The organism is Methylobacterium sp. C25, assembly GCF_021352225.1.
Lineage (GTDB): Bacteria > Pseudomonadota > Alphaproteobacteria > Rhizobiales > Beijerinckiaceae > Methylobacterium.
Genome location: NZ_JAAUVI010000005.1, coordinates 247,194 through 270,937, shown reverse-complemented (window position 1 = coordinate 270,937; position 23,744 = coordinate 247,194). Strand labels below are relative to the sequence as shown.

General features: G+C 66.8%; 26 protein-coding genes. 11 read left to right on the top strand and 15 right to left on the bottom strand.

Translation table 11 applies throughout. The annotated features are described in order from the left end of the window. Positions 1 to 77: 77 nt before the first annotated feature. Positions 78 to 332 carry a hypothetical protein gene (locus HCU64_RS15880; protein ID WP_233385079.1) on the top strand — a complete coding sequence of 85 codons (255 nt, stop codon included), beginning with the start codon at positions 78 to 80 and terminating at the stop codon, positions 330 to 332. Here the strand turns inward: HCU64_RS15880 and HCU64_RS15875 are convergent, their stop codons facing one another. After that, positions 333 to 1,196, bottom strand: a complete 864-nt coding sequence (locus HCU64_RS15875; protein ID WP_233385044.1) for a S49 family peptidase — start codon at positions 1,194 to 1,196, stop codon at positions 333 to 335. Between the two features lie 327 nt (positions 1,197 to 1,523). On the opposite strand from HCU64_RS15875, the gene HCU64_RS15870 reads away from it, so the two are divergent. After that, positions 1,524 to 1,796, top strand: a complete 273-nt coding sequence (locus tag HCU64_RS15870; protein WP_233385043.1) for a hypothetical protein — start codon at positions 1,524 to 1,526, stop codon at positions 1,794 to 1,796. A gap of 49 nt (positions 1,797 to 1,845) precedes the next feature. On the opposite strand, the gene HCU64_RS15865 is transcribed toward HCU64_RS15870, so the two are convergent. After that, the gene (locus HCU64_RS15865; protein WP_233385042.1) at positions 1,846 to 2,601 is read right to left on the bottom strand and encodes a tRNA1(Val) (adenine(37)-N6)-methyltransferase; all 756 of its coding nucleotides are present in this window, start codon (positions 2,599 to 2,601) and stop codon (positions 1,846 to 1,848) included. Next, positions 2,585 to 2,818 carry a putative signal transducing protein gene (locus HCU64_RS15860; RefSeq protein WP_233385041.1) on the bottom strand — a complete coding sequence of 78 codons (234 nt, stop codon included), beginning with the start codon at positions 2,816 to 2,818 and terminating at the stop codon, positions 2,585 to 2,587. The genes HCU64_RS15865 and HCU64_RS15860 overlap by 17 nt, the downstream gene beginning before the upstream one ends. A 179-nt stretch (positions 2,819 to 2,997) precedes the next feature. Here HCU64_RS15860 and HCU64_RS15855 point away from each other — a divergent pair, with 179 nt between their 5' ends. Continuing rightward, positions 2,998 to 4,020: a polyprenyl synthetase family protein gene (locus HCU64_RS15855; protein WP_233385040.1), complete on the top strand. Its 1,023-nt coding sequence runs from the start codon at positions 2,998 to 3,000 to the stop codon at positions 4,018 to 4,020. A gap of 9 nt (positions 4,021 to 4,029) precedes the next feature. Here HCU64_RS15855 and HCU64_RS15850 read toward each other — a convergent pair whose 3' ends face one another. The 3 genes from HCU64_RS15850 to HCU64_RS15840 all read right to left on the bottom strand — a co-directional run bounded on the left by HCU64_RS15850 (position 4,030) and on the right by HCU64_RS15840 (position 8,893). After that, on the bottom strand, positions 4,030 to 4,905 hold the full coding sequence (locus tag HCU64_RS15850) for a 4-(cytidine 5'-diphospho)-2-C-methyl-D-erythritol kinase (RefSeq protein WP_233385039.1): 876 nt from the start codon (positions 4,903 to 4,905) through the stop codon (positions 4,030 to 4,032). Between the two features lie 76 nt (positions 4,906 to 4,981). After that, positions 4,982 to 6,883, bottom strand: coding sequence for a tetratricopeptide repeat protein (locus HCU64_RS15845; protein ID WP_233385078.1), 1,902 nt, complete (start codon positions 6,881 to 6,883; stop codon positions 4,982 to 4,984). Between the two features lie 336 nt (positions 6,884 to 7,219). Next, positions 7,220 to 8,893: an electron transfer flavoprotein-ubiquinone oxidoreductase gene (locus HCU64_RS15840; protein WP_233385038.1), complete on the bottom strand. Its 1,674-nt coding sequence runs from the start codon at positions 8,891 to 8,893 to the stop codon at positions 7,220 to 7,222. Between the two features lie 223 nt (positions 8,894 to 9,116). Here HCU64_RS15840 and HCU64_RS15835 point away from each other — a divergent pair, with 223 nt between their 5' ends. From HCU64_RS15835 to HCU64_RS15825, 3 genes are all read left to right on the top strand, one after another. Then, a complete protein-coding gene (locus tag HCU64_RS15835; RefSeq protein WP_233385036.1) occupies positions 9,117 to 10,004 on the top strand; it encodes a uracil-DNA glycosylase in 888 nt (295 codons plus the stop codon). A gap of 99 nt (positions 10,005 to 10,103) precedes the next feature. Beyond that, on the top strand, positions 10,104 to 11,018 hold the full coding sequence (gene ypfJ / locus HCU64_RS15830; protein WP_233385035.1) for a KPN_02809 family neutral zinc metallopeptidase: 915 nt from the start codon (positions 10,104 to 10,106) through the stop codon (positions 11,016 to 11,018). A gap of 116 nt (positions 11,019 to 11,134) precedes the next feature. Continuing rightward, on the top strand, positions 11,135 to 12,103 hold the full coding sequence (locus tag HCU64_RS15825) for an MBL fold metallo-hydrolase (RefSeq protein WP_233385034.1): 969 nt from the start codon (positions 11,135 to 11,137) through the stop codon (positions 12,101 to 12,103). 18 nt (positions 12,104 to 12,121) lie between these two features. Here HCU64_RS15825 and HCU64_RS15820 read toward each other — a convergent pair whose 3' ends face one another. The 5 genes from HCU64_RS15820 to hemB form a co-directional block, all read right to left on the bottom strand. After that, on the bottom strand, positions 12,122 to 12,868 hold the full coding sequence (locus tag HCU64_RS15820; protein WP_233385033.1) for an arginyltransferase: 747 nt from the start codon (positions 12,866 to 12,868) through the stop codon (positions 12,122 to 12,124). 133 nt (positions 12,869 to 13,001) lie between these two features. Continuing rightward, on the bottom strand, positions 13,002 to 13,487 hold the full coding sequence (locus tag HCU64_RS15815) for an RDD family protein (protein WP_233385032.1): 486 nt from the start codon (positions 13,485 to 13,487) through the stop codon (positions 13,002 to 13,004). Positions 13,488 to 13,622: 135 nt separating this feature from the next. Continuing rightward, a complete protein-coding gene (locus HCU64_RS15810) occupies positions 13,623 to 14,081 on the bottom strand; it encodes a hypothetical protein (protein ID WP_233385031.1) in 459 nt (152 codons plus the stop codon). Between the two features lie 158 nt (positions 14,082 to 14,239). Further along, positions 14,240 to 14,626, bottom strand: a complete 387-nt coding sequence (locus HCU64_RS15805) for a hypothetical protein (RefSeq protein WP_233385030.1) — start codon at positions 14,624 to 14,626, stop codon at positions 14,240 to 14,242. Further along, positions 14,619 to 15,671: a porphobilinogen synthase gene (hemB, locus tag HCU64_RS15800; protein ID WP_233385028.1), complete on the bottom strand. Its 1,053-nt coding sequence runs from the start codon at positions 15,669 to 15,671 to the stop codon at positions 14,619 to 14,621. The genes HCU64_RS15805 and hemB overlap by 8 nt, the downstream gene beginning before the upstream one ends. 165 nt (positions 15,672 to 15,836) lie before the next feature. On the opposite strand from hemB, the gene HCU64_RS15795 reads away from it, so the two are divergent. From HCU64_RS15795 to HCU64_RS15785, 3 genes are all read left to right on the top strand, one after another. Beyond that, positions 15,837 to 16,496 (top strand): glutathione S-transferase family protein, encoded by a 660-nt coding sequence (locus HCU64_RS15795; protein ID WP_233385027.1) that lies wholly within the window; start codon positions 15,837 to 15,839, stop codon positions 16,494 to 16,496. A gap of 190 nt (positions 16,497 to 16,686) precedes the next feature. Continuing rightward, positions 16,687 to 16,992 carry a 50S ribosomal protein L28 gene (gene rpmB, locus HCU64_RS15790; RefSeq protein WP_233385026.1) on the top strand — a complete coding sequence of 102 codons (306 nt, stop codon included), beginning with the start codon at positions 16,687 to 16,689 and terminating at the stop codon, positions 16,990 to 16,992. A 106-nt stretch (positions 16,993 to 17,098) separates the two neighbouring features. Continuing rightward, the gene (locus tag HCU64_RS15785) at positions 17,099 to 18,028 is read left to right on the top strand and encodes an AEC family transporter (protein ID WP_233385025.1); all 930 of its coding nucleotides are present in this window, start codon (positions 17,099 to 17,101) and stop codon (positions 18,026 to 18,028) included. Positions 18,029 to 18,100: 72 nt separating this feature from the next. Here HCU64_RS15785 and cobT read toward each other — a convergent pair whose 3' ends face one another. The 3 genes from cobT to HCU64_RS15770 all read right to left on the bottom strand — a co-directional run bounded on the left by cobT (position 18,101) and on the right by HCU64_RS15770 (position 21,899). Continuing rightward, on the bottom strand, positions 18,101 to 20,038 hold the full coding sequence (gene cobT / locus HCU64_RS15780; protein ID WP_233385024.1) for a cobaltochelatase subunit CobT: 1,938 nt from the start codon (positions 20,036 to 20,038) through the stop codon (positions 18,101 to 18,103). A gap of 13 nt (positions 20,039 to 20,051) precedes the next feature. Further along, positions 20,052 to 21,035 carry a cobaltochelatase subunit CobS gene (gene cobS, locus HCU64_RS15775; RefSeq protein WP_233385023.1) on the bottom strand — a complete coding sequence of 328 codons (984 nt, stop codon included), beginning with the start codon at positions 21,033 to 21,035 and terminating at the stop codon, positions 20,052 to 20,054. Between the two features lie 204 nt (positions 21,036 to 21,239). Beyond that, the gene (locus tag HCU64_RS15770) at positions 21,240 to 21,899 is read right to left on the bottom strand and encodes a J domain-containing protein (protein WP_233385022.1); all 660 of its coding nucleotides are present in this window, start codon (positions 21,897 to 21,899) and stop codon (positions 21,240 to 21,242) included. A gap of 117 nt (positions 21,900 to 22,016) precedes the next feature. On the opposite strand from HCU64_RS15770, the gene HCU64_RS15765 reads away from it, so the two are divergent. Together HCU64_RS15765 and arfB are read left to right on the top strand one after the other, a co-directional pair. Next, a complete protein-coding gene (locus tag HCU64_RS15765) occupies positions 22,017 to 22,304 on the top strand; it encodes a BolA family protein (RefSeq protein ID WP_233385021.1) in 288 nt (95 codons plus the stop codon). Positions 22,305 to 22,314: 10 nt separating this feature from the next. After that, positions 22,315 to 22,737 (top strand): alternative ribosome rescue aminoacyl-tRNA hydrolase ArfB, encoded by a 423-nt coding sequence (gene arfB / locus HCU64_RS15760; protein ID WP_233385019.1) that lies wholly within the window; start codon positions 22,315 to 22,317, stop codon positions 22,735 to 22,737. Between the two features lie 25 nt (positions 22,738 to 22,762). Here arfB and HCU64_RS15755 read toward each other — a convergent pair whose 3' ends face one another. Next, the gene (locus HCU64_RS15755; RefSeq protein ID WP_233385018.1) at positions 22,763 to 23,701 is read right to left on the bottom strand and encodes a methyltransferase domain-containing protein; all 939 of its coding nucleotides are present in this window, start codon (positions 23,699 to 23,701) and stop codon (positions 22,763 to 22,765) included. Between the last annotated feature and the right edge of the window lie 43 nt (positions 23,702 to 23,744).

Genomic DNA, 23,744 nt, shown 5'->3' with positions numbered 1-23,744 from the left:
ATTACTGCCAAGTTAATGCAGCAATCAAACGGTCAAGCTCCACCGCGACGGTGGACGATTAGTTGGGCAACCACGTCATGCGCCAGGGTTACACTGTCTTCGCGGCTCTCGTCGCCACTTCGCTCCTCACCACCACGATGGTGATGGGCGCCGCCAATGCCCTCGCCACGCCGGACAGCCCGGAGACCGTCACCCAGGCGGTCGCGGTGACACCGGTCGAGGTCGCTCCGGTCACCAGCGCTGTTGCGCCGGAGACCTGCAACCGCAAGGTCCGCGTCGTCTACAGCGGTTATGCCTCCGCTTCTGCGGCTTGCGTTTCCACCGCGCGCTGATCAGAGGCCGAAGCGCGCCCAGGCGGCGCGCTCCTCGATCGCCGCGAGCATGGCATCAGGCATGTCGGCAGCCGTACCGGGCCCGGCCCGGCGCAGCAGCCGCGCCAGGAACGAGCCCTTAGCCTCGGCGACGAGCTTGAGCTCGACCTTCTCGCCAAAACGGTCTCGCAGGGTGGTGCGGACGTCGCCGAGGCCGTCGACGAGACCGAGTTCGAGCGCCTGACGGCCGCTCCAGACCGCGCCTGTGAACAGGTTCTGGCCACCCGGCAGCTTCGGCCGCCGCTCAGTGACGAGACTGGTGAACAGGCCCTGCACGTCGGCCTGAATTGCCTTCAGCCGCTCGACGTCGGCCGGATCCTCGGGCCGGAAGGGATCGAGCATTGCCTTCGCCTCGCCCTGCGTGTGGACGCGGCGCTCGACACCGATCCGCTCGATCAGCTTGTCGAAGCCGAACCCCGCCGAGACCACACCGATCGAGCCGACCAAGGAGGCCGGATCGGCGATGATCTCGTCGGCGGCGCAGGCGATCATGTAGCCCCCGCTCGCGGCGACATCCTCGACGAAGGCGAAGACCGGCAGCTTCTTCTCGGCGGCGAGCGCCCGAATGCGGCGATAGATCAGGTGCGACTGCGCGGCCGAACCGCCGGGCGAGTTGACGATCAGCGCCACCGCGGCAAGGCGCGGCATGGCGAAGGCCCGTTCCAGGCTGGTCGCCAACGTCCCGATCGAGAGGCCCGGACGGATCGGAGAAACCGCACCGATCGCCCCGTTGAGCCGCAGCACCGCCACGCGCGGGGGAGCCTGACGCCAACGTGCCGGGAGGAACCGGCGCAGGCCGTCGGTGATCGCGGTGATGCTCGGCATTGTGTTCGAGATCCGGGGAAGCGGGCTGATGCTCTGCGTAAAGCGCGGGAAGCCGTCGCGCCACCGTGATCCGCCGACAGGCCGGCCGGCGCGTGTGACGGAACGATCGGCCTTGAGCTCGACACGAAACGACTGATGACATTGGCAATAGGCGCAGCCCCAAGGCAACGACTACGTGTTTCAACCCCAGTCAAAACATAGATGCGGACAAATCGACAATTCCCATTGAGCTTTGTTTATGGATCATACGCGCGTGTCGAGTCGCGATCCGTCCACGCGCCACGACCGTGCACTTGGGCGGCCACTCAGCGGAGGAAGCAAGACGTCATGCGTGCCTTACGTTTGATGATGTTGATCATCGGGATGCTCGGGGGCGCCATCGGCCTCAGTGCGTCCGCCAATGCTGCGCCGATGCCGGTCGCCGGAATCGTTTCCGAAACCAGCCCGGCCCCGACCATCGAAAAAGCTTATTACTACTTCGTTCGCCGCCGCTACTACCGCCCGCGTTACTACTACCGCCCGCGGTATTATCGCAGATATTACTACCGCCCGCGCTATTACTATCGCCCGCGGTATTATCGTAGACGCTTCTTCTTCTGATCCCAAAGCGGATCAACGGGACCGAGGGGCGCTGGCGGGCGCCCCTTTTTCATGGCGTCAGAAGGTCACCGCGATGCAGAGCCTCGGCCTCCGCCGTGAAGCGGCCGGATGCATCGTGAAGCACCAGAGGCGGCAACAGCGAGAACGGTCCCCGGCTCCCCATCACCGCACCGATCAGCACGCGGATCGCCGGGCGATCGGGAGCGGCATGGATCGGGCGTACGGTGATCGTCCCGAAGCGCTTGCGCATGGCGTCGAGGCAATCGGGCAAACTGTCGGCACGATGGATCAGGCCAAGCTGTCCGCTCGGGCGCAGGATATCGGCGCAGGTGCGCAGCCAAGCCTCCAGCCCATCCGCCGCGAAAGTGTGAGCGGAGGCCTTCCCCGCGACCGGCGAGGGACGATGACGCCCTTCCTCGAAGAAGGGCGGGTTGGTCACCAGGATGTCGGCCATGTCGGGCAGCAGGCCTGCCTCTCGCCGCCTGGCACCCGGCGCGAGCACGTCGGCTTCGACGACCGTGACGCGCTCGGCGAGGCCATTCTCGGCAGCGTTCTCCCGCGCCAGCACCGCGAGGCGCTCTTCCTTCTCCACCAGCACGACGCGGCACTCCGGATGGAGCGCGGCATAGGCGAGCCCGACGGCGCCGCTCGCCGCCCCGAGATCGCAGATCACCGCACCGGGCGGCGGTTCGAACAATCGCGCGAGCAGCACGGCATCCGTGCCGGCCCGGTGTGCGCCGCGTGGTGGTTGGCGCAGCGTCAGCCGGCCGCCGAGCCAGCGATCCGGCTCAGTGGGCTCCGTCATCGCGAAGTTCCGCTGCGAGGCCGGCATCGGTGAGGATGCGCCGCGCCTGTCGGCAATGATCGTCCGGCACCAGCAGGCGGCGGCCGAACGCGCCGATCGAGCCCTCCATCAGGCTCATATGTTCGTCCGCCACGAGCACCGGAATGTCGGCGCCTTCCAGCAGCGAGCGTGCGAAACCGATCAGGACGATATCGTTGGTGCGGATCAGCTCGGTCACGGGCGGCGGCATCCCTGCTCTCTGGGCTCGCTCTACCATTCACCGGGCGCTCACGCACGGGTGGGCCGCGCCTCGTGCGACGGCGCGCATGTTGCGAGGCCGCATCGCCCGTGCGAAGGGGTCGGAAACGTCCCGTGGCGGGCTCGGCCCGCTCGGACAGGTTCGCAGGCAGGTGCGTATTGGGCGTCGTGGTTTCCCTCGATGAGAGCCGCTCCGATCCGGAAAGCTCCCTGAACGATCTGGTCGCCCTCGTCGCGGGCGGCATGGAGCGGGTGAACACGACGATCCTGTCGCGCACCGGCTCGGCCGTCACGATGATCCCGGAAGTCGCTCAGCACCTGATCGCCTCCGGCGGCAAGCGCCTGCGCCCGATCCTCACGCTCGCCTGTGCCGACCTCTGCGGCTATCGCGGCGACGACGGCGCGGTGAAGCTCGCAGCCAGCGTCGAATTCATGCACACGGCAACGCTCCTGCACGACGATGTCGTGGACGAGAGCGACATGCGCCGCGGCCGGGTCGCTGCCCGCATCAAGTGGGGCAACGAGGCGAGCGTCCTCGTCGGCGACTTTCTGCTCGGCCAGGCCTTCCGAATGATGGTGGAGGTCGGCTCGCTCCGCGCCCTCGACATCCTGTCCTCCGCCGCCACGGTGATCGCCGAGGGCGAGGTGATGCAGCTCACCGCCGCGAAGAATACCGAGACCAGCGAGGACGAGTATCTCGCAGTGATCCGTGGCAAGACCGCGGAGCTTTTCGCCGCGGCCTGCGAGGTCGGACCCGTCCTCGCCGAACGTCCGCGCGCGGAGCAGGCGGCCTGCCGCTCCTACGGCATGAATCTCGGCATCGCTTTCCAGCTCGTCGACGACGTGCTCGATTACGGTGGCACCAGCGCCAGCCTCGGCAAGAACGTCGGCGATGATTTTCGCGAGGGCAAGATCACCTTGCCGATCGTCCTCGCCTTCCGTCGCGGCTCGGAGGAGGAGCGTACCTTCTGGCGGCGCACACTGCAGGACGGCGAGATCAACGAGGGAGATCTCGAGACCGCTCTCGGTATCCTCCGGCGGCACCGCGCGCTCGAAGACACCACGGAACGGGCCCGGCATTACGGTGCGATGGCGCGCGATGCGCTGGCGCTTTTTCCAAACGGGCCGGTGAAGACGGCGCTGCTGCAGGTCGTGGATTTCTGCATCGCCAGGGCTCACTGAGCCCTTTCGTCAGCTCAGCGTCGTCGCCTCGACCCACCAGTTAGGCCGCGAAGCGCCGATCGCCCTTGCTGCGCGCTCGGCCGCCGACAGATCCGAAAACACCGCAAAAACCGTCGCGCCCGAGCCCGACATCCGCGCGAGCCTGCAGCCCGGCTGATCGCGCAGCGCGCCGAGAGCTTCACCGATGATCGGCGCAACGGTGAGTGCAGGCGCTTCCAGGTCGTTACGCGCAGGAGTGACCGCCCCGAGCACCCCATCGAGATCGAGACCAGCCTGGACGACCGGATGCTCGGCGCCGGGCAGAGTTTCGCCGACCTGAAGTCCGAGAGCCTTGAACACGGGAGCCGTCGAGACCGGCACCCCCGGGTTGATCAGCAGCGTCGGCAGTGGAGCAAGGTCGAGCGCCGGGCCGAGGTCTTCGCCCGCGCCGCGCATCATGCGCGCCCGCGGATCGAGGCAGACCGGCACGTCGGCGCCTGCAGCGCGTGCGGCAGCGACGATGGCGGGATGATCCAGCGGCAGGTCATTGAGCTGCGCAAGGAGGCGCAGGGCCGCCGCGGCGTCGGACGAGCCCCCGCCGATCCCGGCGGCCACCGGCAGGCGCTTGTCGAGCTTGAATGCTCCGACGCGCAGACCCGGTACACTCGTGGCGAGGTGACGGGCCGCGCGCAGGACGAGGTTGTCGTCGGTGGGGCCAGCCGTGCCTGCCGTCGGGCCAAACACGTCGAGGCTCAGCGCGTCACCGGGCTCCAGCGTCAGCGTGTCGCCGATGCCAGCGAAGGCGACGAGACTTTCGAGCGCATGATAGCCGTCGCCCGCGCGCCGCCCGAGGACATGAAGCGTCAGGTTGATCTTGGCCGGAGCCAGGGTGCTGAGGGCGGTCACGGGTCTTCGCTACGGCTGAACGAGATCGAAGCGCGGCCATAGGCGACCGCGCTTGACCCGGCAAGCAAACCGGCTGCTAGCCACCCGGCTTCTTATCGACCTTGTCCGCTGCGCCCGGAGGCTCGCTCGGAGCGGGCGCGCCTTTCGGCAGCTCGGGGTTCTCGGCATTGTGCGGAGCGGCCACCGGAGCCGGGGTCTGCTCGGCCGGGGCCGGCGGATTCTGGGCGGTCACGGCCGGCTTGTCGAGCTCGGGCAGGCCGTCCTTGAGCTTGGCGTTGATCTTGGCGAGATCATCCGGCTCGGGGTTCAGGTCCTTGGCGTGTTGCCACTGGAACTTGCCCTCCAGCCGGCGGCCGGTGCGCCAGTAGCCGTCGCCGAGGTGGTCGTTGATGGTCGGATCGCCGGGCTTCAGCTCGACGGCCTTTTCCAGCTCGCGCACCGCGTCGTCCCAGCGGCCGAGGCGGAAATAGGCCCAACCGAGCGAGTCGATGATCATGCCGTCGCGCGGGGAGAGATCGACAGCCTGCTTCAGCATCTTGAAGCTCTCGTCGATGTTCATGTTCCGGTCGACCCAGGAATAGGCCAGGTAGTTCAGGACCTGGGCGCGAGCGTTGGGCTGGGTCGGCGAGATCAGATCGAGGGCCTTCTTGAGGTCGGCCTCGGCCTTGGGCCACTCACCGGCGCGCTCATAGGCGGTGCCGCGGAAGTAGAACAGCGTCCAGTAGCCGGCCTCCTGGCCGGGACCGATCAGCTTGATCGCGCGGCTATAGGTCTCTGCGGCATCAGCAAATTTCTTGCGCGAACGTTGGACGTTGCCCAGCGCCGAGATCACGTCGATGTTGTCCGGATGTTCCTTCTGGACAGCGTCGAGGTGCTGAAGCGCCTCCTCGCCCCTGCCCATCTGTTCGAGATTCAGGCCGACCTGGATATCGGCGTTGAGCTTGAGCGGGGATGAAGCCGGGATCTGGCTGTAGGCTTCGTTCGCGCGCTCGGCCTGCTTCATCCGGTCGAGCGTGTCGGCCAGGGTAAGGCGGGCGACGCCGTGCTCCGGGTTCAGGTAGAGGGCGAGGCGGAGATAGACCACGGCAGGCAGCTCGTCGCCTTGCGTGGAGCCGGCAGAGCCGAGCCCGTAGAGCACCTCGGCGGCGCCTTCCTGGGCTGAATTGATAAGCTGACTGAGCGGCTTGCCGGCCTTGAGCTTCTCAAGGGCGTCGGTGACGATCGGGTGGCGCGGCAGTACCTTGTCGAAATCGGTATAGGCTTGGATGGCGAGATCGGTCTTGCCGGCCGCGGCCTCGAAGCGGGCATAGCCGTCGACGATGCGCAGTGTGTTGTGGTCGGCGTCGTAGGCCGCCTTCAGCCGACGCTCGGCCTCGGCCTTGTCACCGACGAGGTTGGCGATCAGCCCGGCATGGTAGTCGCGGAAGACGTTGAAGTAGCGCTCGCCGCGCAGCTTGTTCACGGTTTCGAGCGCGCGCTTGCCGTCATTGGCACCGGCATAGGACCAGGCCGTGAGCAGCGTCGAAGTCAGGTCGGCGGCAGCGCCCTTGCCGCTGCGGCCGAAGCTCTGGCGCGCGGCCGAGTATTGTCCGGCCTTGAGCTGACGAACGCCGAGCGAGAGCTGGGCAAGCCCATTCGAACCCTCGCGGGTCGAAAGCCGCTCGGCAGCGCGGAACGCATCGGTCATCGCACCGTCGGCGAGCAGTGAAACGAAGGCACGCTCCAGGAGCTCGGCGTTGCGCGGGTCGCCTTTTACCGCCTCACGGTAGAAGCTCGCTGCAGCCGAGGTGTCCTTGGCCGCGCCGGCGATGTAGGCGGAGAGGAAGTTGCCTTCGAGCGACTCGGCGGGCTCGTACTCGGAAATCGGCGAGGATTCGCGCGGCTGAGCCGCCACAGCGGAAAGACTCGCCGGAACCGACGAGGCCAGGAGCAGGGCAAGCGCCGACAGGGTCCGGCGGCGGGCGGCGTTTCCGTTCATGATCACCAGATACGGCTCCTAAGATCATGCTGCGTTTCGATCGAACCAATCAGAACGCAGAAAACATGATCGATTCAAACGGTTAGAGCAGGCTTTGAGCGAAAAACCGTTGCCACCTTTTCGCAGCCTGTTCCTGTGCGCCGGCGAACAGCCCGCGCCGATATGGCGGCGCGGACACTAATCCCTTCCGCCATCTCCGCAAGCCATGGCCGAACGGCGAAAGCATGGCGTTCGGGCCGCCGGTCGCCGAGAGCGCAACGAAGCCGTCGCGATCCGACACTCAACGTCGCCCGAAATGGCCCGACTGCTTCGTTTCACCCTCCGTGACAGAGGGATTTACAGGTTCGTGTAGTTCGGGCCGCCCGGTCCCTCCGGGGTTTCCCAGTTGATGTTCTGGTTCGGGTCCTTGATGTCGCAGGTCTTGCAGTGGACGCAGTTCTGCGCGTTGATCTGGAAGCGGATGCCATCGCTGGCGCTCGCATCCTCGACCCATTCATAGACGCCGGCCGGGCAATAGCGACCGGACGGACCGCCGAACACATCGTGCTCCGAAGCCTTCTGGAGCTCCATGTTCTGGACCTTGAGGTGCACCGGCTGGTCCTCCTCGTGGTTCGTGTTCGACAGATAAACCGAAGACAGGCGGTCGAAGGTGATCTTACCGTCGGGCTTCGGGTACTTGATCGGCTGTACCTCGGAGAGCGGCTTCAGGCAGGCATAGTCCGGCTTGCCGTGCTTCAGCGTGCCGAACAACGAGGTGTTGGCGAGGCTGTTCGTCCACATGTCGAGCCCGCCGAGGCCCGTGCCGAGCATCGTTCCGTAGCGCGAGAGAAGCGGCTTGACGTTTCGAACCGGCTTGAGGTCGCGGCCGATTTCGCTGCCGCGCCAGCCCTCTTCGTAAGCCGTCAGTTCGTCGCCTTGCCGGCCCGCGGCCAGGGCAGCCGCAATCGCCTCCGCCGCTTGAACGCCAGAAAGCACCGCGTTGTGCGAGCCTTTGATGCGCGGGACGTTCACGAAGCCGGCGGCATCGCCGACGAGGCAGCCACCCGGGAAGGTCAGCTTCGGCACGGATTGCCAGCCGCCCTCGTTGATGGCGCGGGCACCGTAGCCGATGCGCTTGGCGCCCTCGAACACCTCGCGGATCATCGGGTGGGTCTTGAAGCGCTGCAACTCCTCGAACGGCGACAGCGTCGGGTTCTCGTAATTGAGATGCGTGACGAACCCGATCGAGAGCAGGTTCTCGCCGAAATGGTACATCCAGGAGCCACCGCCGGTCCTGTTCGAGAGCGGCCAGCCGAGCGTGTGCTGCACGAGGCCGGGTTCGAACTTGGCGTCCGAAAGCTGCCAGAGCTCCTTCACGCCGAGCCCAAACTTCTGGAAATCGGAATCCTTCGCGAGGTCGAACCGGGCGATCAGCTGCTTGGTCAGCGAGCCACGCACACCCTCGCCGAACACCACGTATTTGCCGCGCAATTCCATGCCGCGGGTGAAGTCGTCGCGCGGCTGCTCGTCCCTGCCAATGCCGAGATCGCCGGTGGCGATGCCGGTGACGGTGCCGGCCTCGTCGAACAGGATCTCGGAGGCCGGGAAGCCCGGGTAGATCTCGACGCCGAGCGCCTCGGCCTTCGCCGCGAGATACTTCGTGACGTTCGAGAGCGAGCCGATGAACTTGCCGTGGTTCGACAGCAGCGGCGGCATCACGAAGTTCGGGATCCGCATCCCGCTATGCCCGGTGAGGTACAGGAAGACGTCGCGCTCCACTTCAGTGGTGAGCGGGCGTTCGGGATCGTCGCGCCATTCCGGCATCAGCTTGTCGAGGCCCGACGGATCGATCACGGCGCCGGACAGGATATGCGCGCCGACCTCGGAGCCCTTCTCGACCACGACGACGTTGATCTCTTCGCCCTTCCCGGCGGAGATCTGTTTCAGCCGGATCGCGGTGGCGAGGCCCGCCGGCCCCGCGCCGACGACCACGACGTCGAAGTCCATGCCCTCGCGTTCCGGCAACGCCATCCTCTCGATCCTCCAAGTCTTCGTTCGGCGCGGCAGACCTCACGGGCGAAGCCGGAGCGGGCGCATATGCTCAAGATGTCTCTCAACCCATTCCAAACTAGGAAGGCAAGTCGCCTCTGGTAGGAGCGACTGTGGTCGACCAAATGCAACCGGAACGAAGAGCCCGGTGGGCCGGGTGTGAGAGAGTGTTGTCCACAGCGTCGATCCGCGCCACATCAGCAGCATGGCGTCCCTCGACACCGATCGCTCAAACCTGATCGCGCTTCTCGACTTCCACGTGGAGGCCGGCGTCGACGTCGTGCTCGACGAAACGCCACATGATCGCTTCGCAGAAGTCGATCTTCCGCCTGCGGTTCGCGAGACCTTCGGCGAAACCAGAAGGGACGTCCTGTCCGCTCCCAGGCCGGAGCTTCGCCGCGAGCCGCTGCCCTCTCGTGAAGCGCCCCCCGAGCCGAGGCCTGCGGCACCGCGCACCTTCGGAAGTTCGGCTTCGGCGAAGCCCGAGGAAGCTGCAATCGACGCGCGGGCCAAGGCCGCCGAAACCAAATCGCTGGACGAGCTCGAGGCACTGCTGCGCGATTTCGAGGGCTGCGGCCTACGTTTCACCGCCAAGAATCTCGTCTTCGCGGACGGCAATCCCGAGGCGCGGGTCATGTTCGTCGGCGAGGCGCCGGGCGCCGACGAGGACCGGGTCGGCAAGCCGTTCATGGGCCGGTCCGGCCAATTGCTCGACCGGATGATGGCGGCGGTCGGGCTCGATCGGACGAGCAGCTACATCGCCAACATCGTGCCGTGGCGTCCGCCGGGAAATCGCAATCCGACGCCGCAGGAGGTCGCCATCTGCCGGCCCTTCATCGAGCGGCAGATCGCCCTGGTGAACCCCGCGGTTCTCGTCTGCCTCGGCGCGCCGTCCACGCAGACTCTGACAGGCACCAAGGATGGCATCCTGCGGGCGCGCGGGCGCTTCTTCCCCTACGCGCTGCCGGATGGCCGCGAGATCAGGGCGCTGGCGACCCTCCATCCGGCCTATTTGCTGCGCCAACCGGTGCAGAAGCGGCTGGCCTGGCGCGATTTCCGCGCTTTGCGGGCGGCGCTCGACGCCGCGACCTGATAGGGTTTGGGGGTTCAAGCGGAACCGTATTTTTCCTCAAATCATTCTCAAGCCAGACGCCGGCCTCGCCCCGGCGGCAGCGAACGGGACGAGACGGCCATGCGTTGGGATGATTTCCGAAGCTCGGACAACATCGAGGATCGTCGCGGCGAGGGCGGCGGCGGTGGAATGGGCTTTCCCGGTGGCGGGGCCGGCGGCCTCGGCATCGGCACCATCGTCATCCTCTGCATCATCGGCTGGGCGACGGGCATCAACCCGGCGATCCTCATCGGTGGCTACTCGCAGATCACGGGCGGCGGCGGCGGTATGCCGCGCGAACAGCAGGCCGACCCCGAAACGCAGGCGCGGCGGCGCCAGGCTCCGACGGACCAATCCGGCCGCTTCGCGGCCGCGATCCTCGGCAACACCGAGGACGTCTGGAAAGAGGTGCTGCCGAACCAGACAGGCAAGCAGTACACGCCGACCACGATGGTTCTCTACAAGGGCGGCACGCGCTCCGGCTGCGGTGACGCGCGGGCGGCGATGGGTCCGTTCTACTGCCCGATCGACAAGAAGGTTTACCTCGACACGACCTTCTTCCAGGAGATGCAGCGGAAGTTCGGCGTGAAGGGCGAGTTCGCCTACGCCTACGTCATCGCTCACGAGGTCGGCCACCACGTCCAGGACGTGCTCGGCATCCTCGGCAAGGTTCAAGGGCGGCAACAGAACGCGAGCAGCAAGACCGAGTCGAACCAGCTATCAGTGCGCATCGAGCTGATGGCCGACTGCCTCGCCGGCGTCTGGGCCAAGAACTCCAACGACAAGTGGAACTCGCTCGACCAGAGCGACATCCAGGAGGCGCTCAACGCCGCCAGCGCCATCGGCGACGACAAGCTGCAGGAGCAGAGCCAGGGCTATGCGGTGCCCGACAGCTTCACGCACGGCTCGTCCGAGCAGCGCATGCGCTGGTTCACGACCGGCTACAAGAGCGGGCAGACCAAGAGCTGCGACACGTTCCGGGCGGCGCGAGGCTGACGCCGGGCCAAGTCCGCCAGGGCGTGTAACGCCGGGCCGGACGTGGCGAATGTCGGGATGTCAGGATGCGCCGGATCGGCCAGCGCATCGTCCTCCGAACGGAAAGCGATGGCGCGATGCTTCGATCGATCGAGTCGCGCGCTTCGCGACGGGTTCGCCGCCACATGACGGTCGTCGGCTTCGCAGCCCTGTCGATCCTCGGGCCGGGGGTCGCGCAAGCCGGCTGCAGCGCGCCGGTCGCCGTCCAGGTGCTCGGTTCCGGCGGCCCCGTCTCCGACGATGCCCGCGCCAGTTCAGGCTATCTCGTCTGGATCGACGGTGAAGCGCGTCTGCTGATCGATGCCGGCGGCGGCGTGTTCCTGCGCTTCGGCGAGGCCAAGGCGAAATTCGAGACGCTCGATGCCATCGCGATCACCCATCTCCATGCCGACCACGTCACGGACCTCGCGGCGATCCTGAAGAGCGGATTTTTCAGCGACCGCAAGCGCCCCCTGCCGATCATCGGGCCGACGGGAAGCCCCGCTTTCCCCGGCATGCGCACCTACATGCATGCCCTGTTCGATGCGCGGCACGGAGCCTATCGCTATCTTTCGGGCTATCTCGACGGATCAGGCGGCCTCGCGAAGGCGGAGATCGCGGAAATCTCGGCAAAATCGGAAAAGCCGCAGAAGGCCTTCGCCAACGCGGCGTTCAAGCTCAGCGCCGTCGGCGTGATGCACGGCCCGGTGCCGGCGCTCGGCTACGTCGTCGAGGTGCGGGGGCGCAAGTTCGCGTTCTCGGGAGACCAGGGCGGCGACAATCCCGATTTCACCGCGATGATCGAGGGGGCCGACATCCTGGTCATGGATCACGCCGTGCCGGAGGATGCGGGCCTGGTCGAGGCCGCGCTGCACGACCGGCCGAGCGAGATCGGCAAGCTCGCCAAAGCTGCGAACGTCAAGAAGCTCGTGCTGTCACACAACATGGCGCGGAGCCTGAACGTCCTGCCGAAAAACCTCGCCACGATCGCCGAGCATTACACGGGATCGACGGTGGTGGCGGACGATCTGATGTGCTTCGCGCCGGATGGCGACGCCAGAAAATAACGCGCTCGAGACCGCGGTTCACTCTACCCGCGCCCAGCCCTGCGGCATCAGCCGCTCCTGCGGCCGGAAGCGGGCCTTGTAGTCCATCTTGCGCGAACCCTCGACCCAATAGCCGAGGTAGAGATAGGGCAGCCCCATCTCCTGTGCCCGGCGGATGTGATCGAGAATCATGTAGGTGCCGAGGGAGCGCGAGGCCTCGTCCGGGTCATAGAACGAGTAGACCATCGACAGACCGTCTGCGAGCACGTCCGTCAGGCAGACGGCGACCGGGCCGCCGCGTCCGCGACCGTTGATGGCGGTATCGGGTCCGCGACGGCGATAGACCACGAGATGCGTGTCAACGTGGCTGTCCTCGATCATCATCGCGTAATCGAGCACGGTCATGTCGACCATGCCGCCATCGCCGTGGCGGGCATCGAGGTAGCGCCGGAACAGGGCGTATTGGTCCGAGGCCGGCCGATTGGATTCCGGCACGCCGACGAGGTCAGAGCTGCGCTGCAGGATGCGACGCTGGCTACCGGTGGGCCGGAAGTCGTCGACGAGGACGCGAACCGAGATGCAGGCGCGGCAGGTCTCGCAGGCCGGCCGGTAGGCGATGGTCTGCGAGCGGCGGAAGCCGCCCTGCGTCAGGATCTCATTGAGGTCTCGCGCCCGGCGTCCGACGAGGTGCGTGAACACCTTCCGCTCCTCCTGACCCTCGAGATAAGGGCACGGCGAGGCGGCCGTCAGATAGAATTGCGGTGTGTCGCGCGGATGACTCGTCACGCCGATAGATGCCTGGGACCGCTGGAGCGGACGCCAATGCCGCTCCGCCTTGGAATGTAACGGTATCGTCGCGCCGCTCAATGGGCTTCGTGACGGATCCCGCTACGTCGCATGAGCAAATTTCAGGCCCGACTCAGGCTCGGACGACCGCGAGCCCGAGGATCAGGTCGTGACCGAGCCGGCGATCGGGGCGCAGGAGCCCGAACACGACGTCGACGCACCAGAGCAGAAAGGTCGAAATCGCCACATAGAACAGCAGCGCGTGGATCGCTGCGGTCAGCATGTCCACCCGCGTGCCGCTCTCCGGCGCGACGACGCGTAGCCCGAGCATGCGCATGCCCCAGGTGCTCTGCTTCGAACCACCGACGGTCACTGCGCTGTAGATGATGCCGCTTGCGGGCAGAATCGCGAAAAGCGTCCAGCCAAAACCGAAGGTCAGCAGGCCGATCACCGCGATGGCGGTCGCCAGGACCCCTGTGAACAGAAAGATGAAAGCGATGTCGAACAGGTAGGCGACCGTGCGGCCGCCGAGGCTCGCGCGCGCATATGGCACGGGCAACGGACCGCCATAGCCGGTCGTGCCGTAGGGCTGAGCGTAATCGGTCTGGGGCTGGTTCATCGGGCGTTGCTCGGTGAGGACCTGTCTCACCGAAAGTAAGAGGCCCTCTCGAACGTTCCAAGGGGCGGCGCCCATTGGGCTGCCAGCTCATCCTTGCCGAGGCCCGCGCGATGCGGCAGGCCTCGGTTCGTCAGGCTAGCCGTTGCCGCGGCGGTAGCGCTGCGCGCTGGCATATCGGGCGCGGAAGTGGCCGCGCGCGAGGTGCTGCCGCGCCCTGCCGTACCAGGCCATGCGGCGCTGGCCGATATCGGCATGGATCAAACCGCCCGAATACGAGCCGATGCCGCCGACCTCCGGCATCTGTCGAAGCACGGCGAGGGTCGCGGCGACTGACTTGGCTTTCGGACGGAAATCTACGGCGGCGCCGCGATAGTGCTGCGAATTGTGGGCGTGGCGTCCGCCACAGGTCGAGGTGATCTGGATCGGACCGACGCGCGATGTCAGGTGCGCGATCATGGCCCGCGTGCGCGGTTGTAGGCAGCCCATTCCACGAACCTGGGGCTGAAACGAAACGTAACTGGTTGCAGCCTGCGCCCCGGGCACGATGCCGAGCGCGCAAACGACAAGAAGGGCGAGCGAGAGCAAGCTCCGCATCCAATAGTCCTGTAGCTGTTTTTGGGAAGGCCGCCGGGCTAAGCGGAATCGCTCGCAAGATCAATGCGATAGGCTTGGGGCTGCTGACCGCTCAGCGCAGAGCGGGAGAGCGCCATGTCAGCGCGACGCCTCGCTCAACTCACGACATTCAAGACAATTCACCGGCCGGCGGGATCGGCCGCTACGGCTTCCGGCGTGTCGAGATAATAGTGCCGGAGCAAATACACGGACGCGCCGCTGATGGGCCCGGACTCCGTGGTGATCGAGTCGAGACTCGATCCCGGGCCGAAGGCGCAGACGATCCAGCGCGCCTTCGAGGCGTCGGAGCCGCCCGTCAGCCGGTAGTCGACGCGGATGCTGTCGGCGGATGAACCGGACCCGACGCGCAGGAGCGAGACGCTGGCATCGCGCGGGACCAGGGCGGGGACGGCGCGTCGGCAGACCGTTGCGCGGCGCGCATCGAGACCGCGGCCGCAGGCCGACAGGGCTGGCAGTAGCAGGACGACGAGGACGGCGCAGGGCGTCCTCCTGAGCAGGTCACGCACCGGCGCTCAGACGCTCCGCCACGCGCACGGCGTAGTAGGTCAACACTCCGTCGGCCCCGGCCCGCTTGAAGGCGAGAAGACTCTCGGTCATGGCGCGATCGCCGTCGAGCCAGCCGTTGCGAGCGGCGGCCTCGATCATCGCGTACTCGCCGGACACCTGGTAGGCGAAGGTCGGCACGCCGAACTCGTCCTTCACCCGGCGGATGATGTCGAGATAGGGCAGGCCAGGCTTCACCATCACCGAGTCGGCGCCCTCGGCAAGGTCGAGGGCGACCTCACGCAAGGCCTCGAGGCCATTGCCAGGGTCCATCTGGTAGGTGCGCTTGTCGCCGACGAGGGCGGCCTTGGTCCCGATGGCATCACGGAAAGGGCCGTAGAAGGCGCTCGCATACTTGGCAGCGTAGGCCATGATCTGGACATCGCGGAAGCCGGCCTTGTCGAGCCCGGCGCGGATGGCGCCGACGCGGCCGTCCATCATGTCTGAGGGCGCGATGATGTCCGTGCCGGCCTCGGCCTGGATCAGGCTCTGCTCGACGAGGACCGCCACGGTCTCGTCGTTCAGGATGGCACCGTCCTCGATCAACCCGTCATGGCCGTGGCTGGTATAGGGGTCGAGCGCCACGTCGGTCATGATGCCGATCTCGGGCACGGCCTTCTTCACGGCGCGAACGGCGCGACAGACGAGGTTCTCTCGATTGAGCGCCTCGGAGCCGTTTTCATCACGCAGGGCCGGCTCCGTGTAGGGAAACAATGTAACCGCGGGAATGCCGAGGCGCGCGGCCCTTTCCGCGTCGCGCACCACCTCGTCCACGCTGCGGCGCTCGACACCGGGCATAGAAGCGATGGGCTCGCGCCGCCCCTCTCCCTCGATCACGAAAAGCGGCCAAATCAGGTCGTCCACGCTCAGCGTGTGCTCGCGGACGAGGCGGCGCGACCAGTCGGCCTTGCGGTTGCGGCGCGGGCGCTGGGTGAGGGTCAGGGCGCTTGCGCCGGGAGCCGTCTCTCGCGCCGTCTCGACGGCGAGCTGGCGCGGTTCGTTCGACATGGACAACGGCTCCGGGGGCGGATTTGGCTTCCGCACGTCGGCGAGCGCCCTAGCACATCCCGAATCCGTCTAAAAACTGCGTGCCGATCATTTCGGCGTGTCGGATCGCCGCTCGCCCAGCCGTCCTCGGGTCGACACAAGCCGCCACACGGCCGAGGAGCCACCATGACGCTGACCCTGCACGCGCACCCCTTCTCCTCTTATTCCTGGAAAGCGATGATCGCCCTCTACGAAGCAGGGACGCCGTTCGAGTCCGTTCTCCTCGATCAAACCACTTACGGTGCGTTCAAAGCCCTGTGGCCGATCGGAAAGTTCCCGGTCCTGGTCGACGATGCCAGAGGGCAGACCGTTCCCGAGGCCAGCATCATCATCGAGTATCTCGACCTGCATTACCCGGGGGTCGAACGGCTGCTGCCGGAAGACCCGGATGCACGCCTCGACGTGCGACTGCTCGATCGCTTCTTCGACAACTACGTCTCGACACCGCAGCAGAAGATCGTGGCCGACCGCATGCGCCCCCCCCACGCACAAGATTCCCAAGGCGTGGGAGAAGCGCAGGCCATGCTCGCCACGTCTTACCGCTGGCTCGACGACCGGATGGCGACCCGGAGCTGGGCGGCAGGCGACATGTTCAGCCTGGCGGATTGCGGGGCCGGGCCCTTCCTGTTCTATGCCGACTGGGTCCAGCCGATCGATGAGAGCCATCCGCACCTCAAGGCCTATCTGGCGCGGCTCAGGGACAGGCCCTCGGTGAAGCGGGCGATCGACGGGGCGCGGCCTTATCGCCACTTGTTTCCGGGAGGCGTTCCCAACCATGCGGATTGAGGCTCGCATGCCAAGGTTCGCCTTGACGAAACGGGGGCCGGTCCCCTATAGCCTCGCGCCTTCAACAGGACTCCGCTGGACTTCATCGAATTCACGCGCGGGTTTTTCGAGTGCGCGGCGAGAGCCGCACATCGCTCGCAAAACGGACCGGCGCGTCGCTTGTTCGCGGAACGATACGGGATAAACGTCAATGTCGCGCCGCTGCGAACTCACGGGCAAAGCCGTGCAGGTCGGCCACCTCGTCAGCCACTCGAACCGCAAGACCAAGTGCCGGTTCCTGCCGAATCTCGTCAACGTCACGCTGACGTCGGATTCGCTCAACCGCCGTGTCCGTCTTCGCGTCACCGCGCACGCCCTGCGTTCGGTGGAGCATCGCGGCGGCCTCGATGCCTTCCTCGTGAAGGCCCGCGAGGTCGAGCTTTCGCAGAACGCGAAGCTCCTCAAGCGCGAGATCCAGAAGAAGCTCGGCGAGACCTCGGAAGCCGCCGCGGCCTGATTGGCTCGGCCTGCCGTGGCATCGCCGCGGCATCCGTTTCTCTGAGAACTTCAGCCGCCGGGCGCCCTCTGCGTCTCGGCGGCTTTGTCATGCCCGACTGTGATCCATGACCGCGCTGACGCTCGTCATCCCGATCTTCGGCCTCGTGATGATCGGCTGGCTTGCCGCCCTCACCAAGGTGCTCTCCGACCGCGTCAGCGAGGGGCTGTCGGAATACGTTTTCGCGATCGCGATTCCCGCGCTGATCATCACAACGCTGACGCGCCCCGGCATGAACGGCGAGATTGCCTGGGGCTACTGGTTCAGCTATTTCGGCGGAGTGGCGGTCGCCTGGGCCATCGCCTCCTTCATCGGCATTCGGCGAGAGGGCGTCGACCGGCGCGGCGCGATCCTGCACGGCTTCGCAGCGAGCCAGTCGAACACGATCTTCGTCGGCGTTCCGATGATCCTGCAGGCCTATGGCGAGGATGGCGCTTTCCCGCTCTTCATGCTGCTCGCCGTGCACCTGCCGCTGATGATGGGAGCGGCGACTTTCCTGATCGAGTCGGATGGCAACCGCTCCCTCGCGGACCGGATCAAGGGGCTCGGCCTCGTCCTCATCAAGAATCCGATCTTCCTGGCGCTGCTGACCGGCATGGCCATGAAGGTGTTCGGCATCATGCCGAGCGGGATGGTCAAGACCCTGCTCACAGACATCGGCAGCACGGCCTCGACCTGCGCGCTGATCGCGCTGGGGGCCGCCCTGAGACGCTACCGCGTGCTCCACGACCTGCCGGGCGCCAGCATCATCGCGGCGCTGAAGCTCGGGATGCACCCCTTCGCCGTCTACGTGCTCGCCTTCCACGTCTTCACGATGCCGCCGGCTTATGCGGGCGTGGCCGTGCTGTTCGCGGCGATGCCGGTGGGAATCAACTCGTACCTTCTGGCCGCCCGCTATCGGACCGAGCAGGGCGTCATCGCCGCCTCGCTCCTCGTCTCGACGATCGCTGGAGCTGCGACGACCGTGGGCTGGTTGCTGGTGCTCGGGCGCGCCTGAGCCGCGATCAGCGATACGGGTTCAGCAGAAGTCCATGCGGCCGGCGCGGCCAAGCGGCCGGACGCACTTCGCTCATCGCGCGCCGGACACTCGCGTCGCCTCGATTCTCGTCGGCGCCCTGCGCGGCGCCGGCCGTGCCGGGGCCACCCGCGCATCTTCCTCGAACAGCTCCGCCAGCTTCTCAGTCATCGCACCGCCGAGTTCCTCGGCATCGATGATCGTGACGGCACGGCGGTAGTACCGGGTGACGTCGTGGCCGATGCCGATGGCGAGGAGTTCGACCGGCGAGCGCGTCTCGATCTCCTCGATCATCCAGCGCAGGTGCCGTTCGAGGTAGTTGCCGGGGTTCACCGACAGCGTCGAATCGTCGACCGGCGCACCGTCGGAGATCACCATCAGGATCTTGCGCTGCTCGGGCCGGGCGAGCAGCCGCTTGTGCGCCCAATCGAGCGCCTCGCCGTCGATGTTCTCCTTCAGGAGACCCTCGCGCATCATCAGCCCGAGATTCTTCCGCGCGCGCCGCCAGGGCGCGTCGGCGGGCTTGTAGATGATGTGACGCAGGTCGTTCAGGCGGCCCGGCGAGGACGGCTTGCCGTTGGAGAGCCAAGCTTCCCGCGACTGACCACCCTTCCAGGCCCGCGTCGTGAAGCCGAGGATCTCGACCTTGACGCCGCAGCGCTCCAGCGTGCGCGCCAGGATGTCGGCGCAGGTCGCCGCCACCGTGATCGGCCGGCCGCGCATCGAGCCCGAATTGTCGAGCAGCAGTGTGACGACGGTATCGCGGAAATTGGTGTCCTTCTCCTGCTTGAAAGAGAGAGGCTGGAACGGATCCATGACCACGCGCACCAGACGTGCCGGATCGAGCTGGCCCTCTTCGAGGTCGAAGTCCCAGGCACGATTCTGCTGCGCGAGCAGACGGCGCTGCAAGCGGTTGGCGAGCCGGCCGACCACGCCCTGCAGATGAGCGAGCTGCTTGTCGAGATAGGAGCGCAGCCGCGACAGTTCCTCGGCGTCGCAGAGATCCTCGGCGTGGACCTCCTCGTCGAAGCGCGGATTGTAGACCTTGTACTCGGGCCCGATGACTTGGTTGGGGCGCGGCGTCGGCGGCCGTGAATTCTCCGAAGCCTGTTCCGAATCGGCATCGTCGGCATCGTCAGGCAGCTCGCCCGAGGGAGCATCGGCCGATTCGGTGGCCCCCTCGTCGAGATCCTCGGCCTCTTCTTCCGTGACCTCGATCTCGGCGCGGTCGCCCTGCGACTGCTCCTCGGCCTCGCCGCTGTTTGGCTGCTGCTCGTCGTCCTGGCTCTCGGACTCGTCCTCGTTCTCGTCGTCCTCAGGATCGAACGGCGTCTCGTCCGCCATGTCGAGGGAGGTCAGGAGATCGCGCACCGAGCGCGCGAAGGCGCGCTGGTTCTCAAGCGAACCGATCAGGCCGTCGAGGTTCTTGCCGGCCTTCTCCTCGATATGCTCACGCCAGAGGTCGACGATCTTTCGCGCAGCGGCGGGAGGGCGCTGGCCGGTCAGGCGCTCGCGCACCATCAGCGCGACGGCATCCTCCATCGGCGCATCGGCCCGGTCGGTGATGTCCTCGTAGCGGCCGCCGCGGTGGTAGCGGTCCTCCAGCATCGCGGTGATATTGGAGGCGACGCCGGCCATGCGGCGCGAGCCGATCGCCTCGACGCGGGCCTGTTCGACGGCATCGAACACCGAGCGGGCCTGCGCATTCTCCGGCGCCAGGCGACGGTGCACGCCGGCGTCATGGCAACCGAGGCGCAGGGCCATCGAATCCGAATGGCCGCGCAGAACCGCGACGTCCTCGGGCGTTAGCTTGCGGGCCGGCTCCGGCAGACGCGCCTTGTCACCGAGCAGGGCAGGGCGGTCGCTGGCGTAGGTGACCTCGATCTCCGACCGACGTGCGATCGCCCGCAGGCAGCCGGCCACGGAGCGCTTCAGCGGCTCCGCGACGGGCTCGCGGGTGGCGGCGACCTTGCTGCGGTTGGGAATTGACAAGCGGGCGCGTCCGTCAGCTCAGGGCCACGTTCACCGCGCTCTCCGGCAGCTCCTTGCCGAAGGCGCGCTGATAGAACTCGGCGACCAGCGGGCGCTCGAGCTCGTCGCACTTGTTCAGGAAGGTGACGCGGAAGGCGAAGCCGATATCCTTGAAGATGTCGGAGTTCTCGGCCCAGGTGATCACCGTACGCGGGCTCATCACCGTGGAAAGGTCGCCGTTGATGAAGGCGTTGCGGGTGAGATCCGCCACCCGCACCATCCGGTTGACCAGGTCCTTGCCCTGCTCGTTGCGGTAATGCGTGGCCTTGGAGAGGATGATGTCCACCTCGCGGTCATGCGGCAGGTAGTTCAGCGTGGTCACGATCGACCAGCGGTCCATCTGGCCCTGATTGATCTGCTGCGTGCCGTGATAGAGGCCCGACGTATCGCCGAGGCCCACCGTGTTGGCGGTGGCGAACAGACGGAAGGCCGGGTGAGGGCGGATGACCCGCTTCTGGTCGAGCAGGGTCAGGCGGCCGGAGACCTCCAGCACGCGCTGGATCACGAACATCACGTCCGGGCGGCCTGCATCGTACTCGTCGAAGACCAGTGCGACGTTGTTCTGCAGCGCCCATGGCAGGATGCCGTCCTGGAAGGCGGTGACCTGCTTGCCGTCCTTCAGGACGATCGCATCCTTGCCGACGAGGTCGATGCGCGAGATGTGGCTGTCGAGGTTCACGCGCACGCAGGGCCAGTTCAGCCGCGAGGCGACCTGCTCGATATGGGTCGACTTGCCGGTGCCGTGATAGCCGGTGACCATGACGCGGCGGTTCTTGGCGAAACCGGCCAGGATCGAGAGCGTGGTCTCGCGGTCGAAAATGTAGTCGGGGTCGCGATCCGGCACGTGCTCGTCGGCCTCGGAGAAGGCCGGCACCTTGAGGTCGAGATCGATCCCGAAGGCCTCGCGGACGGAGACTTCCCGGTCGGGGAGCGAGGCGTAGGTGTCGTCAGAAAGCATGAATGGCCTCTTCGGGGCGCGTGCGCCCGCGTGGATCGCTGGCTTGCGACCGGCTCGGGAACGGGCCGCAGGACGGAATGCCGACGCCTTCCTTAGTCGCCGGGTCCGGCAACCGCCAAGGGGGCCGGCCGGATATAGTTCTGAACGACGCGATTGCCGCCCCCTGTCGGGTAGCATCCTTCATGCCGTGGACGCGGCCCTCACTCAGCAGAGGTTGGCGCCGCGGAGCACGTCATGGGCGCGGATGATGTCGCGCAGGCGGTCCTCGAAGGAGCGATCGCCGCCATTGGCGTCCGGATGGAAGCGCTTCACCAGCACCTTGTATTGGGCCTTGATCGCTGCCGTATCCGCGTTCTCGTCGAGCCCGAGCACATCGAGGGCCTTGCGGACCGCCGAGGAGTATCGCGGCTTCTTCGGCTCGGGGGCCGCCTTGCGCTCGTTGCCGCCGATGCCGGCCGCACGCAGCACGCCGAGTGGATCGGCATAGGCCCAGTCGCGCTCGGGCTGCGCATCGCGGCGACGCTTGCGCGGCTCTGCGGTGCCAGATCCCATCGCCCAGGTCGGACGATGACCGATGATCGCGTCCTTCTGGAAAGCCTGGACGGCGTCGTCGTTCATGCCGTCGAAGTAGTTGTAGGCGGCGTTGTAGGCGCGCACGTGATCGATGCAGAAGCGGTGATATTGCCCCTCCTGCTTGCGGCCCTTGGGAGCACGATAGAGGCCCGGATGCGTGCAGCCGGGCGCCTCGCAGAGCGCATCGGCGGCCGCGCTCTGATCCGCGCCGCCCTTGCCCGAACCGGCTTTCGGGTCGTCACATTTGGGCTTGATGCGGATGCTGTCGAACAGCGGCGAGTTGAGATCCATGACGACCCGATTATGAGGGGGTGGACCGGAGACACAAGTCCGACGGGCCTGATGACGCATGCGTGGTTTCGGGCTTGACGACCCGCACCGCCGGCCAGTCGGACACGAGTGGAGACGATGATGAGCGGCCAAGGCACGCTGAAGGACTGGATCGGGCAGACGCTGCAGGCCCAGCTCTCGCCGACGCATCTCGACGTGGTCGACGAGTCCCACCTGCATGCGGGCCATTCGGGCGCACGGCCCGGTGGCGAAACGCATTACAGGGTGGATGTGGTCTCGACCGCCTTCGAAGGGAAGAGCCGGGTCGAGCGCCATCGCCTCGTGAACGGCATGCTCGCGCCCGCCTTCGAACGAGGTTTGCACGCGCTCGCCCTCAAGGCCCGCACCCCGTCCGAAGCCGGCTGACGTCGTTCCGATGGCGCTCCAATGCACGCCGCAGATCGCCATCGACGAGGCAGAACTCGAAGAGAGCTTTGTGCGCGCCTCCGGGCCCGGCGGCCAGAACGTCAACAAGGTGGCGAGCGCGGTGCAGCTCCGCTTCGATGTACGCCGCTCGCCCTCACTGCCGAACGCCGTCGCCATCAGGCTCATGAAGCTCGCCGGCCGCCGGCTCACCGATGACGGCGTCCTCGTGATCGACGCCCGTCAGCACCGCACCCAGGAGCGCAACCGGGCCGATGCCCGCGAACGCCTCGCCGCTCTCGTCGCCGAGGCTGCGGTGCCACCGAAGCCACGGCGCGCGACGAGGCCGACACTCGCCTCGAAGACGCGTCGGCTCGAAACCAAGAGCCGGCGCGGCGCGGTCAAGCGTTTGCGCGGCGACACGGGCGGAGACTGAGGGTCCCGCTCGGAGCGCTATCCAATCAGCGCGGCTTGCGCAGGATCGCGATGCGACCCGGGACCTCCTCGCCCCGCTGCCGGCGAATTCCCGCCTCCGGCATGGCGACCAGATCGAGACGCGACCGTTCGGCTGCCGCGCGAAGATGGGCGTTTCCATGTGCGAAGCGCCCGTCGGCCCCGAGGACCACGCCTTCGCCGTCGTGAGATTGGATGGAGACGACCGCCAGAGCTCCGGCCCGGATGACGCGCTCGATGGCCGTGAAGACCGGGACCAGACTGGGCAAATAGATCAGCACGTCGGCCGCGATGACGAGGTCGGCACTCGCCGGGGCTTCCTCTGAGAGGAAGCTCGTCAGCTCGCCCTCGGCGAGCCGAGCATAGAGCCCCGTCCGTCGCGCAAGGGCGAGCATCGCCGGCGACAGGTCGACCCCGGCAAGCTGCCCGACCCGGCCGGCCAGCGCCCGACCCATCAGGCCGGTGCCGCAGCCGAGATCGAGCACCGTTTCGAACCGGGCAGGGGTATCCGGCAGCGCGTCGAGCGCCGCCATGATCAGCTCGGGGCCGCGATAGTGCAGGTCGCCGACGAGATGCTTCTCGAAGCGCGGCGCGTAGCCATCGAACAGCGCACGCACATAAGCCGGCGTGATCGCGGCCAGTGCATCGCCGCTGCCGAGCCCGGCGAGGTGGAGACGTGCGCCGAGCGTGTCGCCGGGGTCGATGTCGAGCGCCTTGGCGTAGGCCGCGCGGGCGGCCTGTTCGTCTCGCTCTTCGCTGGACGCGAAGAAACGGGCCTCCCGAGCCCGCCCGAGCAGAAACCACGCCGGGGCATAGAGCGGCGCGATTTCGAGTGCCTGCTCGGCCATCTCGGCAGCCCCCTCGGCATCTCCCTCGGCCAGGCAGGCTTCGGCATAGGCGTAGCGGCGGTCGGCGAGGAGGTCTCCGGAGGATCGTTGGCGGGACATGGTGTCTGGGACTGGATGCGGAGTTCTGGGCCGCTCCTATATC

Excerpts from the sequence above, each read along its gene's own strand:
- HCU64_RS15810 (WP_233385031.1), bottom strand. The coding sequence starts at position 14,081 with ATGCGGAGCTTGCTCTCGCTCGCCCTTCTTGTCGTTTGCGCGCTCGGC.
- HCU64_RS15755 (WP_233385018.1), bottom strand. The coding sequence starts at position 23,701 with ATGTCCCGCCAACGATCCTCCGGAGACCTCCTCGCCGACCGCCGCTAC.
- HCU64_RS15845 (WP_233385078.1), bottom strand. The coding sequence starts at position 6,883 with ATGAACGGAAACGCCGCCCGCCGCCGGACCCTGTCGGCGCTTGCCCTG.
- HCU64_RS15835 (WP_233385036.1), top strand. The coding sequence starts at position 9,117 with ATGGCGTCCCTCGACACCGATCGCTCAAACCTGATCGCGCTTCTCGAC.
- HCU64_RS15795 (WP_233385027.1), top strand. The coding sequence starts at position 15,837 with ATGACGCTGACCCTGCACGCGCACCCCTTCTCCTCTTATTCCTGGAAA.
- HCU64_RS15870 (WP_233385043.1), top strand. The coding sequence starts at position 1,524 with ATGCGTGCCTTACGTTTGATGATGTTGATCATCGGGATGCTCGGGGGC.
- HCU64_RS15840 (WP_233385038.1), bottom strand. The coding sequence starts at position 8,893 with ATGGCGTTGCCGGAACGCGAGGGCATGGACTTCGACGTCGTGGTCGTC.
- HCU64_RS15880 (WP_233385079.1), top strand. The coding sequence starts at position 78 with ATGCGCCAGGGTTACACTGTCTTCGCGGCTCTCGTCGCCACTTCGCTC.
- HCU64_RS15770 (WP_233385022.1), bottom strand. The coding sequence starts at position 21,899 with ATGGATCTCAACTCGCCGCTGTTCGACAGCATCCGCATCAAGCCCAAA.
- cobS (WP_233385023.1), bottom strand. The coding sequence starts at position 21,035 with ATGCTTTCTGACGACACCTACGCCTCGCTCCCCGACCGGGAAGTCTCC.
- HCU64_RS15865 (WP_233385042.1), bottom strand. The coding sequence starts at position 2,601 with ATGACGGAGCCCACTGAGCCGGATCGCTGGCTCGGCGGCCGGCTGACG.
- HCU64_RS15765 (WP_233385021.1), top strand. The coding sequence starts at position 22,017 with ATGATGAGCGGCCAAGGCACGCTGAAGGACTGGATCGGGCAGACGCTG.
- HCU64_RS15815 (WP_233385032.1), bottom strand. The coding sequence starts at position 13,487 with ATGAACCAGCCCCAGACCGATTACGCTCAGCCCTACGGCACGACCGGC.
- HCU64_RS15785 (WP_233385025.1), top strand. The coding sequence starts at position 17,099 with ATGACCGCGCTGACGCTCGTCATCCCGATCTTCGGCCTCGTGATGATC.
- rpmB (WP_233385026.1), top strand. The coding sequence starts at position 16,687 with ATGTCGCGCCGCTGCGAACTCACGGGCAAAGCCGTGCAGGTCGGCCAC.
- HCU64_RS15875 (WP_233385044.1), bottom strand. The coding sequence starts at position 1,196 with ATGCCGAGCATCACCGCGATCACCGACGGCCTGCGCCGGTTCCTCCCG.
- HCU64_RS15825 (WP_233385034.1), top strand. The coding sequence starts at position 11,135 with ATGCTTCGATCGATCGAGTCGCGCGCTTCGCGACGGGTTCGCCGCCAC.
- hemB (WP_233385028.1), bottom strand. The coding sequence starts at position 15,671 with ATGTCGAACGAACCGCGCCAGCTCGCCGTCGAGACGGCGCGAGAGACG.
- ypfJ (WP_233385035.1), top strand. The coding sequence starts at position 10,104 with ATGCGTTGGGATGATTTCCGAAGCTCGGACAACATCGAGGATCGTCGC.
- arfB (WP_233385019.1), top strand. The coding sequence starts at position 22,315 with ATGGCGCTCCAATGCACGCCGCAGATCGCCATCGACGAGGCAGAACTC.